This window comes from Frankia nepalensis (assembly GCF_016786325.1).
In the GTDB taxonomy this organism is placed as follows: domain Bacteria; phylum Actinomycetota; class Actinomycetes; order Frankiales; family Frankiaceae; genus Pseudofrankia; species Pseudofrankia nepalensis.
This window is the reverse complement of the sequence record NZ_JADWYU010000201.1, coordinates 1-13,679: the sequence shown is the minus strand read 5'-3', so window position 1 is coordinate 13,679 and position 13,679 is coordinate 1. Positions and strand designations below refer to the sequence as shown.

Here is a 13,679-nt window from a genome sequence, read left to right as displayed (position 1 = left end):
AGCACGCCCGCGCCGGCCACCGCGCCGGCCCCGCTTCACGGTCACCGGACAGCGTGATCAGGAGATGGCACTCGTGAGCCGACCGCCAACAAGGCTGTTAACCTGCCGTCGGTGAGCTTCCTGGAGATCCCGTCCGCCCTCGGCGGCGGCGCGTCGGCGCGTGCTCGGTCCGCCGGTGGCCAGCGGTGGCCGCGCCCCGTCCGTGAACGGCGCCGTCGTCCGGCGGGTGCCCGCGCGGTGGGGAGCGGGCCGGGGCGGGCGCGGCCTGGGCGCTCGACGACCCGGCGTCACGGGACCGCGGCGCGATGACGACCTCCTCCGAGGACGTCGGCGCGAGCTGGCGACGCCTCGAGCCGGACGTACGGCGTGAGCAGATCCTCGAGTGCGCGGTGCGCCTGCTCGGTGAGCGGCCCTACGCGCAGGTGTCCATGACGGAGGTGGCGCGCGAGGCCGGCGTGGCCAGAGGCCTCGTGAACCACTACTTCGGCACCAAGCGGGAGCTCTACCTCGAGGTGGTGCGCCGCATGGTGATGCTTCCGTACGCCGATTCGATCGGGCCGATGCGCGGACCGCTGAAGCGCCGGGTCGACCACAGCGTCACGTGGTTCCTCGACACGGTCAGCGCCTACGGCCCGACCTTCGTCGCCGTGACCGGTGCCGGCGGGGTGGGGGACGACCCGGAGGTGGAGCAGATCATCGACGAGGCCGACGACCTTGCCGCGGGCAAGGTGCTGGAGGCGGTGGGGTTCGCCGCGCAACTCGACGACGAACGGCAACGCGCGGTCCTTCGGGCGTACGGCGGCCTCGCGCGCGCGGCCATCCGCGAGTGGATCAGACGCGGAACCCTCACCCGGGAAGACGTTCATCTGCTGCTGAGCAACGCACTGACGTCCATCGTCCGCGACGTCCTGCCGGGTATGTCGGCGGCGCGGTAGACGCGGTCGGTGTCACCTCGGCGAACGTTCGCCCCGCCAGCCGCATATGTAAAGACAAGATCAGTCAGACGTAGTGCGCCGCCCGTGACGCGGAACATCTGATTGATCTTTCGACTGTCCCTCGGGGTGGGCGGCGGCGCGCCCGTCTCGCCTGACCTGGTCGTCTTCTCCTCCTGGCCCTGGGCGACTCCTGGGCAGATCGTTGTCGCAGCGCCAACAACTTGTTGTCATGGTGCCAACAAGCGGCTTACGCTTGCCCCACCGGGTCCAGCCGGCCCGGTTCGACAGGGAGTGCACCTTGGCGCCGTCACCTGATCCGATGATCATCGGAGTCGCGAGCCTCGCGTACCGCCGGACGTGCGCGCCTGTGGCGCGGCACCTCACCAGCGAGTGGGAACCGGGCGAGAGCCGGCGCGACGTCCCCGGCCGAGGCCCTGGGGCGTGCTTATGACACTCAAGCCCCAGCAGCTCGCGGCCCTCGCCGCTATCTGCGACACCTTCGCGCCCGGCGACGGCGCGGACATCCCGTCCGCCAGCGCGCTCGGCGCGGTCGACATCGCCGCTGCCATGGCGGCGGGCCTGCCCCGGGCCGCCGACCGCAGGCAGCTCTCGACGCTGCTCTCGCTGTGGGACACGCGGCTGATGGGCCTGCTCCTCGGCGCGGGGCCGAAACGGTTCTCCTCGCTCGGGCCCACTGCGCGAGAAGACGCGCTCCTGCGGCTGGGAGCCTCGTCGTCGGCCCAGAAGCGGGTGATCTTCCAGGCCCTGCGTGGTCTGGCGACGTCGTCGTACTTCGCCGCGCCCGGACCCACCGGGTCGTCACCGGTCTGGGAGGCGATCGGCTACCCCGGACCGCTCGGCGTGCTGCCGGACGCCCCCCGGCCCCCGCTGGCCCCCCTGACCCCGACCTCGGACACCGCGTACGACTGCGACGTCGTGATCGTCGGTTCGGGCGCCGGTGGCGGCACCGCGGCCGGCGTACTCGCCGCTGCCGGTCTCGACGTCGTCGTGCTCGAACGGGGCGGCTACTACGACGACGCGGACTTCGACGGCGGCGAGCTGTCGGGCCTGAGCCGGCTGTACGCGGCGGGGCCGGCCACGACCGCCGAGGGGCAGGTCGCCCTGGTCGCCGGGTCCTGCCTGGGCGGGGGGACGGTCGTCAACTGGACCACCTCGTTCCCGACCCCGCCGCGGATCCGCGCGGAGTGGGCGGCCCTCGGGGCCGGGCAGTTCGACCAGCGGGAATTCTCCGACGCGCTGGACGCGGTGTCCCGCCGGCTCTCGGTCAACGCCGACCACAGCGTCGCCTCCGCGCGTGACGTGGTGATGGAACGCGGCCTGGCCGCCCTTGGCTGGCATGTCGACGCGATGCCGCGCAACGTCACCAACTGCGACATGGGAACCGACTGCGGCCGGTGCGGCTACGGCTGTCGCCTCGGCGCCAAGCAGTCGGTCACGAAGACCTGGCTCGCGGACGCGGAGGCCCACGGAGCCCGGCTCGTCGTGAACGTCGACGTGCGCCGGGTCGACGTGCGTGGGGGCCACGCCGTCGGCGTCCAGGGCACCACGCGGGACGGCCACGCCGTGACGGTGCGCGCCCGAGCGGTCGTCGTCGCCGCCGGCGCCATCCAGACTCCCGCGCTGCTGCGCCGTTCGGGCCTGTCCAACCCCAACATCGGCCGCTACCTGCGCCTGCACCCGGCGACCGCCGTCTGGGGCGTGTACGACGAGAAGGTCCGGCCGTGGGAGGGCGGCCTGCAGACCCGCTACTCCCGGGAGCACAGCGATCTCGACGGCGCCGGATACGGCGTGATCTACGAGACGGGCCCGGGCAACCCGGCGGCCCTCCAGGGCTTCCTCAACTGGCGGGGCGGTGCGGCGCACCTTGCCACCATGAAGGACCTCGTGCACACCGGGGGCGTCGGCATCATCACCCGTGACCGTGACTCCGGCGAGGTCAGGGTCGGGCGGGACGGGGAGCCGGTCCCGCGCTACCGGCTCTCGGACCACGACGCCGCGCACCTGAGGGCGGGAGTCGAGGGGGCGACCAGGATCATCGAGGCCGCGGGCGCGCGCAGGATCTACTCCGCGCACCAGGCCGGACCGTCGTACGAGCCCGGGAGGCGTGGTTCCTACGAGGAGTTCGTCGCCGCGTGCCACTCCGCCGGCTACGGCCCCGGCCAGTGCGCCATCGCCGCGCTGCACCTCATGGGCACGGCGCGGATGGGTGGCTCCAAGGACATGAGCGCGACCGATCCGGACGGCACCACCTGGGAGGTGCCGAACGTCGTGGTCGTGGACGCGTCCTGCTTCCCCACCTCGTCGGGAGTCAATCCCATGATCTCGATCGAGGCGATTGCCTACATGAACGCGCGCCGCCTGGCCGCCAGGCTTACCTAGTGCCATGCCCGGCACCGTTCGCCTTGGGCCAGCGTGCGGAGGCGCGGTCGTCCTGTCCGACGTCACGGGGAATCGTGTCAGACGCCAGAGCCAGGACCGGCACCGTTTCGTGACCCTGGTGTCTGCCAGGACGTCCGGGATCCCTCGGATGTCGCCTCGACGTGGGAGAGGCGAGGGAGGGGAGTAACGGGGGTTCCGCGCTGCCGGGCCGTCGACCGGGCCGGCATTGCCTGAGGCGGCACCAGGGTCCTCACGGTGGATCCCGGCCGGTTTTCCCGACCGCCGGTTCGTCTTCGATCAGGACGGTTTCCGGCCTTGTTGACAGACTGCCAACAAGATGGCATGGTGTTGTCTGGAACAGAGGGGAAAGATGGGCGGAGGAGCGCGAGAAGCTCCTGCCTCTCCTCGGGCCGAAGCGCCGGGTAATGGGCGGTCGGCGCGTCAAAGAATGTTCCGGCTGTATGGAGAGACAGTGTGACCAGCAATTCTCAGTTCACGGCGAGCACCGGCGTGGCGCCCGCGGTCACCGCGCGCTGGGCGGCGCTGCGGGAGTCCGGCGCGCCGGTGGAGCCCGCCGAGCTGGATGCCCTGTGGGCGCTGCTCGAGCCGGTCGACGCGCTCGAGATCCTCGGTCAGTGGCGCGGTTTCGCCTTCCCCACCGGGCACGGGATCGAACGGGTGCTGAGGCGTAGCCGCTGGTACGGCAAGCGGTTCGTCGCGCTCGACGACGCGCGGCCGCTGCTGTGTGTCGGCGAGGACGGCGAGCTGTTCTCCGACGTCGAGTCCGGCCGGGGCGAGGCGAGCCTGTGGAACGTCGAGTTCCGAGGGGAGGTCACCGCGACGATGGTCTACGACGGGATGCCGGTCCTGGACCATTTCAAGAGGCTCGACGACCGCACGCTGATGGGCATCATGAACGGCAAGCCCAGCGTGGTTCTCGACGGCGGGCGGCATTTCTACTTCGGGCTGGAGCGCGACTGAGCTCCTTCGTTTCCGCCCGCCATGGCATGAAAACGCTGAACGGAGAAATCGATGAGCAGCGTCTTCGCGACGCGCCGCGCCCTCTACGACGATGAGCACGAGCATTTCCGAGCGACCGTCCGTGCCTTCGTCGACAAGCACGCCAAGCCCAACGCCGAGCGCTGGCGCGCCGAGGGGAAGGTCGACCGATGGCTGTTCGAGGAGGCCGCGGGCGTGGGCATCCTCGGTTTCAACATCCCCGAGGAGTACGGGGGCGGGGGTACCCGGGACTTCCGTTTCAACGCGATAGTCACCGAGGAGCTCGGCCGTAACCCGGTGTCGGACGGCCTGGCCGGCATCGGGCTGTCCAACGACATCGTCATCCCGTACTTCACCGACCTCGCCGACGACGAGCAGAAGGCCCGTTGGCTTCCCGGGATCGCCAGCGGCGAGCTGGTGGTCGCCGTCGCGATGACCGAGCCGGGTACCGGCAGCGATCTGGCCGGCATCCGCACGAGCGCGGTGCGCCACGGCGAGCACTACGTCGTCAACGGCAGCAAGGTCTTCATCTCGAACGGGCAGAACGCCGACCTGGTCGTCACCGCGGTGCGGACCGGCGAGGACCCGCACCGGGGCCTGAGCCTGCTGGTCGTCGAGGCCGACACCCCCGGGTTCGGCCGCGGCCGCAACCTGGAGAAGATCGGCCTGCACGCCCAGGACACCAGCGAGCTGTTCTTCGATGACCTGCGGGTGCCCGTCACGAACCTCCTCGGCGAGGAGGGCTCCGGCTTCGCCGGGCTGATGCGAAACCTTCCCCAGGAGCGGCTCACGATCGCCGCCGGCGCCGTCGCCGCGGCCGAGGGTGTCCTCGAACGCACCGTCGCCTACGTGACCGGGCGCAAGGCGTTCGGCAAGCCCGTCAGCTCGTTCCAGAACACCCGGTTCGAGCTGGCGGAGATGGTCACCGCCACCCGGGTCAGCCGGGTCTACGTCGACGACCTGATCGCGCGGCACACGCGCGGCGAGGTGACGGCGGCCGAGGCCGCCGCGGCCAAGTTCTGGACGACCGAGCAGCTGGTCGACATCGTCGGCCGCTGCCTGCAGTTGCACGGCGGCTACGGATACATGGCCGAGTACCGCATCGCGCACGACTTCGTCGACGCGCGCATCACCACGATCTACGGCGGCACGACGGAGATCATGAAGGAGATCGTCGGCCGTGACCTGGGCCTGTGACGCGGACGGCCAGGCGAGAAAGGGGACCACGTGACCGAGGCATTCATCTATGACGCCGTTCGCACCCCCCGTGGAAAGAACCGGGGCGGGGCGCTGCACGGCACCAAGCCGGTCGACCTCGTGGTGGGCCTGATCCACGCGCTGAAGGAGCGCAACCCCGGTCTGGACCCGGGCCAGATCGACGACATCGTCCTCGGCGTCGTCTCCCCGGTCGGCGAGCAGGGCGGCGACATCGCGCGGACCGCGGCGATGGTCGCGCGGCTGCCGGAGACCGTCGCCGGCGTGCAGGTCAACCGCTTCTGCGCCTCCGGGCTGGAGGCGGTCAACCTCGCCGCGCAGAAGGTCGGCTCGGGTTTCGAAAGCCTCGTGCTGGCCGGCGGGGTCGAGTCGATGTCCCGGGTGCCGCTCGGCTCCGACGGCGGGGCCTACCTGCAGGACCCCACCACGGTCTACGACTCGTACGTCGTCCCGCAGGGAATCAGCGCCGACCTCATCGCGACGCTCGAGGGGTTCTCCCGCGAGGACGTCGACGCCTTCGCCGCCCGTTCCCAGGAGCGCGCCGACACCGCGTGGCGCGAGGGGCGGTTCGCCCGGTCGATCATCCCCGTCACCGACCTGAACGGCGTGGTCGTCCTGGACACCGACGAGCACCGCCGGCCGGGCACCACCGTCGAGGCCCTCGGCCAGCTGCCCGCGTCCTTCGCCGCCCTCGGCGAACAGGCCGGCTTCGACGCGGTCGCCCTCCAGAAGTACCACCACCTCGAGAAGATCGAGCACGTTCACCACGCGGGCAACAGCTCCGGCATCGTCGACGGCGCGTCGCTCATGGTCATCGGCGACGCCGCGGTGGGCGAGCGGCTCGGGCTCACCCCGCGGGCTCGCGTCGTCGCGACGGCCGTCACCGGCTCGGACCCGACGATCATGCTGACCGGCCCCACGCCGGCGACCGAGAAGGCGCTCGCCAAGGCCGGCCGCACGATCGAGGACATCGATCTGTTCGAGCTCAACGAGGCCTTCGCCGCCGTCGTCCTGAAGTGGCAGCGCGATCTCAAGGTCCCCGCCGAGTTGGTCAACGTCAACGGCGGGGCCATCGCGCTCGGGCACCCGCTCGGCGCCACCGGCGCCATGATCCTCGGCACCCTGCTCGACGAGCTCGAGCGCACCGGCGGCCGCCGCGGCCTGGCGACACTGTGCGTCGGCGCGGGCATGGGCATCGCCACCATCATCGAGCGCGTCTGACGGAGGACACGGATGACCAGCTCAGCCATCAGGTACAGCCGTGGCGCGGACGGAATCGTGACCCTGACGATGGACGACCCCGACGCGCCCGTGAACACCATGAACGACAACTTCATGCTCGGCCTGCGCGAGGCGGTCGACCGCCTCGAGTCCGAGCGTGCCGACGTGGTCGGCGTCCTGCTCACCTCGGCGAAGAAGAGCTTCTTCGCGGGCGGTGACCTCAACCGCCTGCGCGCGAGCGACGCGGCGCACGCCGCCGAGGAGACCGCCTACATCAACGCGATGAAGGCCGACATGCGCCGGCTCGAGAAATTCGGCCGGCCGGTTGTCGCGCTCATCGGGGGCGCGGCGCTCGGGGGCGGGCTCGAGGTCGCGCTGTGCGCCCACCACCGGATCGCCGCGGACGTCCGTGGCAGTCAGCTCGGCCTGCCCGAGGTCTCCCTCGGCCTGCTTCCCGGCGGCGGCGGCATCTCGCGGACGGTGCGGATGCTCGGCCTGCAGAAGGCCCTGCAGGAGGTGATCCTGCCGGCCGCGAAGTTCAGCCCGCGCGCGGCGCTGGAGATCGGCCTGGTCGACGAGGTCGTCGGCGATCCCGCGGAGATGGCGGAGCGCGCCCGCCAGTGGATCGCCGACAACCCGGCCCCGGTGAAGCCCTGGGACGCCAAGGGCTTCCGGCTTCCCGGTGGCGACGTCCGCGACCCGCGGGTCGCCACGATGCTGCCAGCCCTGCCGTCCCTGCTGCGCAAGCAGCTCAAGGGCGCTCCGCTGCCGGCGCCGCGCGCGGCGGTCGCGGCCGCCGTCGAAGGCGCGTACGTCGACCTCGACACCGCCTCGCTCATCGAGACGCGCTATCTGGTCAGCCTCACCATCGGCCAGGTCGCCAAGAATATGATCAAGGCGTTCTTCTTCGACCTGCAGCACATCAACTCTGGTGGCAGCCGTCCCGCCGGCCACCCGACGTCCACCGCGAAGAAGGTCGGTGTCATCGGTGCCGGCATGATGGGCGCCGGCATCGCCTACGTGAGCGCGAAGGCCGGCATCGAGGTCGTGCTGAAGGACGTCTCCCGGGACGCCGCCGAGAAGGGCAAGGACTACGCGCGCGGCCTCGAGGCGAAGGCGGTGGCCAGGGGGCGGACGACTCGGGAGAAGTCGGACGCGCTCCTCGCGCGGATCACGACGACCGGCGACCCGGCCGACTTCGCCGGCGTCGACCTCGTCATCGAGGCGGTCTTCGAGTCGATGCCGCTCAAGCAGGAGGTGTTCCGGGAGATCCAGGAGATCGTGGAACCCGACGCGGTCCTCGGTTCGAACACCTCCACGCTACCGATCTCGATCATGGCCGGGGGAGTGAAGCGCGAGAGCGCCTTCATCGGCATCCACTTCTTCAGCCCGGTCGACAAGATGCCGCTGGTCGAGATCGTCCGTGGTGCGCAGACCAGCGACGAGACCCTCGCCAAGGTCTTCGACTATGTGCTGCGGATCCGCAAGACGCCGATCGTCGTCAACGACTCCCGGGGCTTCTTCACCTCCCGGGTGATCGGCAGGTTCATCGCCGAGGCGGTGGCCGCCGTCGGCGAGGGCATCGAGCCCGCGAGCGTCGAGCAGGCGGCCCTGCAGGCCGGCTACCCGGTCGGCGCCCTGCAACTGCTCGACGAGCTGACGCTCACGCTCACCCAGAAGATCCGGATCGAGACGCGGGAAGCGGAGGAGGCCGAGGGCAAGACCTGGGTCGAGCACCCGTCGGAGCCGGTCGTGGACTGGATGATCGAGCAGGGGCGGGCCGGGCGCCGCGTGGGCGCCGGGTGGTACGACTACGACGCGAACGGCGGGCGCCTGGGTATCTGGCCCGGCGTGCGCGAGCGGTTCGGGTCGGGCCGGACGGTCGTGCCGCTGGCGGACCTCCAGGAGCGCATGCTGTTCGCGGAGGCGCTCGACACGATCGACTGCCTCGACGACGGCGTGCTCACAAGCGTCGCGGACGCCAACATCGGCTCGCTCTACGGCATCGGGTTCCCGGCGTGGACCGGTGGAGTCCTGCAGTACGTCAACCAGTACGAGGGCGGCCTGGCGGGCTTCGTCGACCGCGCGCGTGCGCTCGCCGCGGCCTACGGCGACCGCTTCCTGCCGCCCGCGTCGCTGGTCGAGCGGGCCGAGCGCGGCGACCTCTACGAGTGACCGCCGTGAGCGAGCTGCGCACCCCCTTCACGGAGCTGCTCGGCATCGAGCATCCCGTGGTGCAGGGCGGGATGATGTGGGTCGGCCGGGCGGAGCTCGCCGCGGCGGTCTCCGAGGCCGGCGGCCTCGGCATCGTCACGGCGCTCACCCAGCCGACCCCGGCGGACCTCGCCGCGGAGATCGCGAGGACCCGCAAGCTCACCGACAAGCCGTTCGGCGTCAACCTGACGATCCTCCCGTCGATCAGTCCGCCGCCGTACGACGAGTACCGGCGCGCGATCGTCGACTCCGGGGTCACGATCGTCGAGACGGCGGGGGCGAGCCCCGAGCCCTACATGGACTTCTTCCACGAACACGGCGTCAGGGTGATCCACAAGTGCACCAGCGTGCGGCATGCGCGCAAGGCCGAGCGGGTCGGCGTGGCCGCGGTGTCGATCGACGGATTCGAGTGCGCCGGCCACCCCGGCGAGGACGACATCCCCGGGCTCGTCCTGGTGCCCGCGGCCGCCGACGCGCTGAGCATCCCGTTCATCGCCTCGGGCGGGTTCGCCGACGGGCGCGGCCTCGCCGCGGCGCTCGTGCTCGGCGCCGACGGCGTCAACATGGGCACCAGGTTCCTGTGCAGCGAGGAGTCGCCCGTCGCCGAGGAGGTCAAGCGCCGCATCGTCGCGGCGACGGAGCTCGACACCAACCTGATCTTCCGGCCGCTGCGTAACACCGCCCGCGTCGCGAAGAACTCGGTGAGCGACGAGGTCGTGCGCATCCTCGACGGCGGCGGGACCTTCGCCGACGTCCAGGGGCTGGTGGCTGGCTCGCGCGGCCGCCGCGTGTTCGAGGACGGCGACCTCGAGGCGGGCATCTGGGGGGTCGGGCTCGTGCAGGGCATCATCCGCGACGTGCCGCCGGCGGGTGAGATCGTCACGCGCGTCGTCCGCGAGGCCCGCGTGGTGCTCGACGCCGCGTTGCGGCGGTTCAGCGCCTGACGGCGATGTTCTCCTCGGCCTGGGAGACCCGCTTGGCGCCTGGGATCGGCGCCACGTCGGAACCCTTGGCCAGCAGCCGGGCCAGTGCCACCTGCGCCGGGGTGGCACCCGCGACGGCAACGGGGGCTCTGCACCGGGTGGTGCCCCGAAGGCCGAGGTGGCCTTCGGGGCTGTCCTGCTGCTGGGTCAGCTCGGGTCGAACTCGCCGTTGCGGACGCCGGTGAGGAACGCGTTCCATTCGGAGTCGCTGAAGGCGAGGATCGGGCCTTTCGGGTCGGTGGAGTCACGCAGCAGCATGCCGCCGTCGACGGGCGCCGCCTCGACGCAGTCGAGGCGGTAGGGGCTGGCGGAGCTCTTGTGCCAGGCAAGCTCGTCCTGGTCGAGGGTGGTGAGCATGGATCGCATGTCTCTGCTCATATGTCCTCCTAAGCGCGGATGGACTTCGATGCGCGGCCCCGAGGCGGAGCCGCACTGATCCAGGGTGGAACGCTCGCGCCCTGATCGCAATCCGCGCTTGAGATGACACGGTGAGTAAAATGCGGGTGGCTACACAAAGTGACGATCAAGGTGAAGCGGTACGGGCTGGCGCCGTCGAGATGTCCCCAGCCGCCGCGAAGCTGGCCCGTACCGGCGGCGACTTCAGGCGTCCACGCTCGTCTGCCGTCGCGCGGCGGCCTGGCCGCCAATCCGGCTGTCAAGGCATACCGGCACACCATTCGCGCATCCACGGCTGGACGAAACACTGATTCTGGCTTCGTTCGCGACATCACGAACGCCGCTCTTCTTCTTGAGCCTTGAGATCGTGGAGTCGCTGTCCGATCAGCGCACTGGCGAGAACCGTCGGGACGAAGAAGTAGCGCTCGAAAAGATCGAGTTTTCCCAGAAGCCAAAACGAAAGCGCGGTCAGCCCGTTTGCTATGACGAGGTAGGAAATCCAGCGCAATATGATACCTGGGTGATCTTGAATGGTGTGCACCATAGTGCGGGGTCCTGTTATCTTCGTTAGATCATCGCGAACCCACGCAATAGGCGTCCGCCGTCTTCGACGCCGGCCCGGAGTGGGTTCTTCGTCGCTCGCGCCAGCATGGCGGATATGACACCCGTCGTCCGTCATCGACGCATCGTCCCATGGACGTCGACGAGCCACGGAGTCTTCCCGATTCGTCGATGTGGGGCGTCGGGTCCATCGCGGCCCGGTGGACCCTGCCTCGCCCCGGCGGTCTGGCCTGCTGGGCCGGCCCCGGCTGGCCGTCGGCCTTCGGCCGCGCGGAGTTGGTGCCGGGCGTGGCGCGGGTCAGATCCGGCCGGCGACGGTGCGGGCCAGGTTCTCGAGGGGGCCGCGGTTCTCCGCTGGGTCGTTGCCGCGTACCAGGTTGATGGACACGTTGAAGTCGTTCTTGGCGATGAAGACCGTGTAGTCGCCGACGTAGGCGTCGTCGCCGACTCCGGGGAGCGGCTGGAGCCTGCTGTTGGACTGGCGCTCGGCGGTGTAGAAGTCCAGCGCCGTCTGCCCGACGCGGACCTCGACCTGGGCGGTCGGCCCGGCGGGCGGCGCGGTGTAGGTGCACGTCTCATCCACCGCGACCGGGCTGGCCAGTGACGTTCCGGCGAGCCGCTCGGCCTCCTGCTGGGACACGAGTCCACAGGGATTCGCGGAGGCGTCGACAAGCCCGGTCGCTGGTGAGGCGGTGACCGACGCACCGGGGGTAGCCGTGCCCGCGGTGGCCGCCCCGGTCTGTGTTGTCCTGGGCGGCGATGACGCCGCGTCATCGTCAGCGGAGGTGCCGCATCCGGACAGGCCGAGGGCCACGAGAACCGCGAGCGCGGGCAGACCCGCGCGAGCGGCGACGCGGATCCGACTGGTTGCGGGACGGTCCATGCGAGCCCCCGATACCGACGTCCGCTGGCTCACCCCTGTGCCAGACGGGCAGACAAGAAGGGTACTCCTGACCTGACCTGCGTTGTTAGCCGCCTTGGTCCTCGTCTGCGACCCATTGGGCGGACCGCCGGAAGCGCTCCGGCGAGTCTCCCGGTGACCTTGGTGGCACTGGCTATGTACTCGAGCGGCGGCGAGACGTCGGTGGGATCCGCGCGTGATCGGCCAGGTCATGGCTGGATTCGTCGCTAACCTTCGCCGACCGACCGACCGACCGACCGACCGACCGACCGACCGACCGGCTCGATGCTTGATCTCGTGACCGGGTCCGGGGCTCACGCCGACCGGGTGACCCAATAGGTCTGCTTATGGCCGCGGCTCTCCATCGTCTCGGCCACCCGATCGGCCTCCGGCCGGGCGTCGTGCCGCGACACCACGTACCGGTTGCCGTTGTCGTCCTGCCGCCATACCGTCCAGCCTCCCGGCCGGCCGTCCCCGGGATGGCCGTCGCTCATCTGCGCCATCGGCGGCCAGATCGTGGTGAACGCATCCTCCGGCCAGTCCGACTCCAACGCCCGGCTCACTCGGACGTAGACCGGACCCTGCGAGGTCTGGAGCCGCCAGTTCTCCCACTGATCTAGATCATGCTCGGCGAGCCGTGCCAGTAGCCGGGCCAACTCCCGCAACTCCGCGTCGCTTAGCCGCCCACCCGCGTCTGCGCTCTCCACCCAATCAGGATCGCAGACCCAGACCTGCCCGCGTCGAGACTAAACAGCCCCCACGCTCTCGGGCGGCAGATTTTAAGCCTGCTGAGATTACGGCTGAGATGGTGCCCTGATCGGCGATGCTGCTCAGCAGGACCTGCGCAACCGGGCGTCAGTCCGTGCATAGTCCGCGGACGCAGGCGGATGCGCCGCGGCCGCTCCCGCTGGCATGGAGGCGGGGCAGGCGGTCGCTGGTGCCAGTTCGATGGCGGGGGACATCTATGTCGACATGGTCGAAGGCGTCAGCCACGCCGCGGCCTCGAAGCTCGACGCCTGGTTCGACTCGGAGGAGCAGACGGACGGATGACCTGGTCATCGCGCGGAGCGGCGGGCGGGATGTGGGCGTACCGCTATGTCGGTCCGGCTGAAGTCCGGGCGAGCGCGGCGCACGGCGCCGCTGGCCGGGTGATCAGGTCACGAGGCGATCTGGAGGCGTGGTTGACCAGCTCCGAGGGCGCCGAGGCGCGGGAGCCGTTCACCTTCGTCATCGGCGTGGACGGTGTTCTGCGCCTGGCTCCGCGGCGTAGCGAGCACGTGGCGTGCGCGGGAGGCGGCCAGGTTCTGAGCGCGGGTGAGATCACCTTCGCACGTGGGCCGGAGGGTTGGGAATGCGTCGCGGTGACCAACCAGTCGACGGGCTATTGCCCGGAGGTCGCCTCCTGGCCGGCGGTCGCTGACGCTCTCGACCGAGCGGGTGTGCCCCATCCCGGGCAATTCACCGACGGGTTCGTCTTCCGCCGCTGCCCGCGGTGCGGCGAGCGCAACATCGTGCGTGAAGGTGACTTTGTCTGCGCCCTCTGCGATGGGAAACTGCCGGAGTCGTGGAACTTCGACAGCGCGCAGATGCTGGCGGCTGACGACAAGGGCCGGGAGACGGCGAACCGGGCTCGGAGGGACTCGAACCCCCAACCTTTTGATCCGTAGTTTGATCTGGATCATCCAGGGGCGTCCGCTGACGTCCGCTGACGTCCGCTGACGTCCACTGGGTCCGCCCACCTCGGCCCTTGCGTCCACCGAGGTCCACAGCGGTCCGTCGTCGTCCGTGGGCTCGTCTGTCAGGTTGGCTGTCATCCCAGGCGAGCCTGACGAGGAACGGCCTGGTGCGGCCAGC

Annotated in this window: 12 protein-coding genes and 1 pseudogene; 8 read left to right on the top strand and 5 right to left on the bottom strand. The window is 70.4% G+C overall.

Going from position 1 to position 13,679, the window contains the following annotated elements; translation table 11 throughout:
• The first annotated feature begins 305 nt into the window (after positions 1–305).
• The 7 genes from I6A81_RS31180 (at position 306) to I6A81_RS31150 (ending at position 9,928) form a co-directional block, all read left to right on the top strand.
• Positions 306–935, top strand: a complete 630-nt coding sequence (locus I6A81_RS31180; protein WP_203003000.1) for a TetR/AcrR family transcriptional regulator — start codon at positions 306–308, stop codon at positions 933–935.
• A 447-nt stretch (positions 936–1,382) separates the two neighbouring features.
• Positions 1,383–3,335, top strand: a complete 1,953-nt coding sequence (locus I6A81_RS31175; RefSeq protein ID WP_203003001.1) for a GMC family oxidoreductase N-terminal domain-containing protein — start codon at positions 1,383–1,385, stop codon at positions 3,333–3,335.
• A gap of 474 nt (positions 3,336–3,809) precedes the next feature.
• Positions 3,810–4,316, top strand: a complete 507-nt coding sequence (locus I6A81_RS31170; protein WP_203003002.1) for a DUF4334 domain-containing protein — start codon at positions 3,810–3,812, stop codon at positions 4,314–4,316.
• A 51-nt stretch (positions 4,317–4,367) separates the two neighbouring features.
• A complete protein-coding gene (locus I6A81_RS31165) occupies positions 4,368–5,531 on the top strand; it encodes an acyl-CoA dehydrogenase family protein (RefSeq protein WP_203003003.1) in 1,164 nt (387 codons plus the stop codon).
• Between the two features lie 30 nt (positions 5,532–5,561).
• Complete coding sequence (locus I6A81_RS31160) at positions 5,562–6,770, top strand: acetyl-CoA C-acetyltransferase (protein WP_203003004.1); 1,209 nt, start codon at positions 5,562–5,564, stop codon at positions 6,768–6,770.
• A gap of 12 nt (positions 6,771–6,782) precedes the next feature.
• A complete protein-coding gene (locus I6A81_RS31155) occupies positions 6,783–8,945 on the top strand; it encodes a 3-hydroxyacyl-CoA dehydrogenase NAD-binding domain-containing protein (RefSeq protein ID WP_203003005.1) in 2,163 nt (720 codons plus the stop codon).
• A 5-nt stretch (positions 8,946–8,950) separates the two neighbouring features.
• Positions 8,951–9,928: an NAD(P)H-dependent flavin oxidoreductase gene (locus I6A81_RS31150; protein WP_307875031.1), complete on the top strand. Its 978-nt coding sequence runs from the start codon at positions 8,951–8,953 to the stop codon at positions 9,926–9,928.
• 1 nt (position 9,929) lies between these two features.
• Here I6A81_RS31150 and I6A81_RS31145 read toward each other — a convergent pair.
• From I6A81_RS31145 to I6A81_RS46360, 5 genes and pseudogenes are all read right to left on the bottom strand, one after another.
• Positions 9,930–10,046 (bottom strand): annotated as a pseudogene (locus I6A81_RS31145) (aldo/keto reductase); the annotation flags it as partial.
• Between the two features lie 68 nt (positions 10,047–10,114).
• Complete coding sequence (locus I6A81_RS31140) at positions 10,115–10,345, bottom strand: DUF397 domain-containing protein (protein WP_203003007.1); 231 nt, start codon at positions 10,343–10,345, stop codon at positions 10,115–10,117.
• A gap of 349 nt (positions 10,346–10,694) precedes the next feature.
• Positions 10,695–10,907: a hypothetical protein gene (locus I6A81_RS31135; protein WP_203003008.1), complete on the bottom strand. Its 213-nt coding sequence runs from the start codon at positions 10,905–10,907 to the stop codon at positions 10,695–10,697.
• Positions 10,908–11,222: 315 nt separating this feature from the next.
• Complete coding sequence (locus I6A81_RS44170) at positions 11,223–11,564, bottom strand: hypothetical protein (protein WP_238429072.1); 342 nt, start codon at positions 11,562–11,564, stop codon at positions 11,223–11,225.
• Positions 11,565–12,139: 575 nt separating this feature from the next.
• Positions 12,140–12,319: a hypothetical protein gene (locus I6A81_RS46360; RefSeq protein WP_407661407.1), complete on the bottom strand. Its 180-nt coding sequence runs from the start codon at positions 12,317–12,319 to the stop codon at positions 12,140–12,142.
• Positions 12,320–12,871: 552 nt separating this feature from the next.
• On the opposite strand from I6A81_RS46360, the gene I6A81_RS31120 reads away from it, so the two are divergent.
• The gene (locus I6A81_RS31120; protein ID WP_203003011.1) at positions 12,872–13,492 is read left to right on the top strand and encodes a TFIIB-type zinc ribbon-containing protein; all 621 of its coding nucleotides are present in this window, start codon (positions 12,872–12,874) and stop codon (positions 13,490–13,492) included.
• Positions 13,493–13,679 lie beyond the last annotated feature (187 nt).

Bases quoted from the DNA above. Each gene is read 5' to 3' on its own strand.
- I6A81_RS31175 (WP_203003001.1), top strand. From the start codon at position 1,383: ATGACACTCAAGCCCCAGCAGCTCGCGGCCCTCGCCGCTATCTGCGAC.
- I6A81_RS31135 (WP_203003008.1), bottom strand. From the start codon at position 10,907: ATGGTGCACACCATTCAAGATCACCCAGGTATCATATTGCGCTGGATT.
- I6A81_RS31165 (WP_203003003.1), top strand. From the start codon at position 4,368: ATGAGCAGCGTCTTCGCGACGCGCCGCGCCCTCTACGACGATGAGCAC.
- I6A81_RS46360 (WP_407661407.1), bottom strand. From the start codon at position 12,319: ATGAGCGACGGCCATCCCGGGGACGGCCGGCCGGGAGGCTGGACGGTA.
- I6A81_RS31180 (WP_203003000.1), top strand. From the start codon at position 306: ATGACGACCTCCTCCGAGGACGTCGGCGCGAGCTGGCGACGCCTCGAG.
- I6A81_RS31140 (WP_203003007.1), bottom strand. From the start codon at position 10,345: ATGAGCAGAGACATGCGATCCATGCTCACCACCCTCGACCAGGACGAG.
- I6A81_RS31120 (WP_203003011.1), top strand. From the start codon at position 12,872: ATGACCTGGTCATCGCGCGGAGCGGCGGGCGGGATGTGGGCGTACCGC.
- I6A81_RS31155 (WP_203003005.1), top strand. From the start codon at position 6,783: ATGACCAGCTCAGCCATCAGGTACAGCCGTGGCGCGGACGGAATCGTG.